The following is a 2,351-nucleotide window of genomic DNA, read 5'->3' on the forward strand; positions in this document are numbered from 1 at the left end:
TAGCACTAATATCAAAGCCACAAAGCTCTTCCGTGATTTGCTTAATACGTCTTGTAGAAACACCTTGTACATACATTTCGGCTATAGCAAGCTTTAAAGCCCTTTCTGAACGGCATCCCTTTTCTAAACATGAGGGATAAAACTTTAAACCCCGGACTTGCGGTATTTTCAGTTTCAATAACCCTGAACGAGTACTTAAGGTTTTATCTTTAAATCCGTTAGAATAGCCTTTCCGTTCTTCCGTGCGTTCATAGGATTCTGCCCATATACATTTTTTTCGCTCAATTTTCATTAATTCATTCAGTAACTTTTCTATAACAGGTGCAAAATTGTCAGTCCCTCCTTTAATTAATCCTTCCAAAATTTCAGCTATTATTTTACATTCACTAATGTCTGAGATCATATGTTTTTCCTTTTTTGGTTATTAAAGAGAAAAATTGATCTCAGACTTTTTTATTAGCAAGCTTTATCTTACTATATTGAATTTACAGAAAAAATGTTACACTACCATCTTCAAGAGGAGATTTTATCAAAGCTAGCAATACTCGTGGGTGGTACCCCAAAATTCTGAATGTTTATTCTTATATTGTTTTTGATTAAATGAGCTGTAAGATATTGGCTTAACATATACCCTAAATATTCTCTTACCGCTTGCTCGCTTTCAGGAATACCTGCTCGCGTTTTTTCTGTTTCATTAATAGGTTTAAATACTCCTTCAATCTTTTGGTTTTCAAAGTTATATTTAATAAAATAGCAACCATTCGTGCCGGAAGTGGCTTGTTTAATAGAAACGTGGGCGGAGTTCTGACTCAAAATAAGGGGAAGTAAATTGGTTTTAATTTGCCAAATTTTATGCTTTACAGACAATCTATCGATTAAGACTTCGGGTGATTGAACAGTAGCCAAGCTGTTATCCTTACCCCTCATATCTTTAATGGTTTGAAAAATAGCTCCTATTTTATCCATAGGCTTGGATGTTTGGCTTTCATTGAATAAAGCACGGTTAGTTAAATGACTAGATGAGTAATCATTGGAGGTTCCTTCCATAATAACTATCCTGTTTAAATTTTAACTATAAACCTTATTATAAAATATGTGATTAATATAATTATAGTTTTTAATTAATAAAGTTGTTAATGTTTTAAATTTTTTTAATTCAAATATTTTAAGTTGTGGTTTTAATGGTTTCAAATTAAAATCTTAGATAAGAAATAACTTGTAAAAAGGATTCTTTTAAGGAATCAAAATTTTTGAAGAAATTTATAGGGCTGCGACTGTAAAAAAATGCTAACGAGAAATAAAATAGGGGAGTGAGGTTCACGAGCTTAAAGAATAGATAATTTCAAATTTGCTTTATAGTTAATACGCTTAAAAAAAACAACGTCTGCATGCCCATTCTTTATAAGTTGCTTCTCTACTTAAGAGAATGGTTTTATAAAGTAGGGGTTTGCATAAGGAATTGCTCGAAAGCGTATAACATGCTTTTTAAGAGGGAGGAAAGATGGATTTTCGCCAATCGGTAACTACGGGGGTAAGAAATGCAAAAAGTTTTATGGTATGATAAGCTGAAGGCTATCTATTAATTTTTTCCAGCAAATTTTTCATAATAGATCTAATAGTACAGATAATAATTAAAAAAACTATTTAAGAAATAATTATAAAAATAAATGAAAGAAAGTTTGAAATAGAATAAAGAAGTAAATGAATGAGGAGGCTGACTATATTTTGATTTATAAGGTAATCATTGAGGATGCCTGATGTACCCTATGTTGAGGAGGACAAAGCAAATTGATTATCTAGCTGGCCTGGGGCAGAGAGACTCTTCTTTATCTATCAAATAAATAAACTTAACCCTCAAGCTAATAGGTTTTTTAAAAATTTTTTTGCGTGTGGTTGCGCTGGTAATGGCGTTCAATACCATTAGCTACTTCTTCTGGATCATCCGTCAAAGAAATTAACTTCAAATCATTTTCTGAGATACATTGTTGAGTAAGCATGGTAGATTTGATCCAATCTATTATTCCCTTCCAGTAATCTTTACCCATTAGATAGATAGGGAAGGGGTGGATCTTATGAGTTTGAATAAGGGTAAGAGCTTCAAATAATTCGTCCAACGTGCCATAACCTCCAGGCAAAAAGACAAACCCTTGAGCATAACGAATAAACATGACCTTACGTATAAAAAAGTAGCGAAAATTCAGGCGATACTTTCTATCAATATAAGGATTTAACTCTGCTTCAAAAGGAAGGTCTACTCCTAATCCGCACGATTTGCCCTGCGTCATTTGAGCTCCCTTATTAGCTGCTTCCATAAGACCTGGCCCGCCACCGGTAATAATAGCAAAACCTTT

The 2,351-nt window shown here is 33.0% G+C and carries 3 protein-coding genes; all 3 read right to left on the reverse strand.

Annotation, left to right across the window (positions count from 1 at the left end):
- Positions 1–403, reverse strand: a 403-nt coding sequence (locus tag DB41_RS02475) for an IS256 family transposase (protein ID WP_039383929.1), incomplete at its 3' end; no start/stop codon positions are given.
- Between the two features lie 110 nt (positions 404–513).
- Entirely contained in the window at positions 514–1,047 is a 534-nt protein-coding gene (locus tag DB41_RS02480) for a hypothetical protein (RefSeq protein ID WP_039383930.1), read from the reverse strand.
- Between the two features lie 824 nt (positions 1,048–1,871).
- The coding region (locus tag DB41_RS02485; RefSeq protein WP_039383932.1) for a TIGR00730 family Rossman fold protein at positions 1,872–2,351 on the reverse strand (480 nt) is incomplete at its 5' end.

The sequence above is a fragment of the Neochlamydia sp. TUME1 genome (assembly GCF_000813645.1).
Taxonomy (GTDB): domain Bacteria; phylum Chlamydiota; class Chlamydiia; order Chlamydiales; family Parachlamydiaceae; genus Neochlamydia.